This is a genomic window from Mammaliicoccus stepanovicii, assembly GCF_002902525.1.
Classification (GTDB): domain Bacteria; phylum Bacillota; class Bacilli; order Staphylococcales; family Staphylococcaceae; genus Mammaliicoccus; species Mammaliicoccus stepanovicii.
Map to the genome: position 1 here is coordinate 1 of NZ_PPQZ01000073.1, position 201 is coordinate 201.

Sequence of the window (201 nt, forward strand, 5' to 3'; positions counted from 1 at the left end):
CCATCAGAATCAGGATTTGTTGGATCAGTACCTGCAACTTCTTCATCTTTATTATTGATACCATCGCCATCGATATCAGGGTCTTGGTCATCTGGAATGCCATCACCATCAGTGTCTGTCACCTTAGGTGTCGTGATATCAGGCTTTCCATCGTTATCTTTATCCGTTACTGTTGTACCGTTCGGATCAGATTCCTCTTTA

Annotated in this window: 1 pseudogene; it reads right to left on the minus strand. The window is 42.8% G+C overall.

Annotation, left to right across the window (positions count from 1 at the left end):
• A pseudogene (locus CD111_RS12490) lies at positions 1-201 on the minus strand (hypothetical protein); the annotation flags it as partial.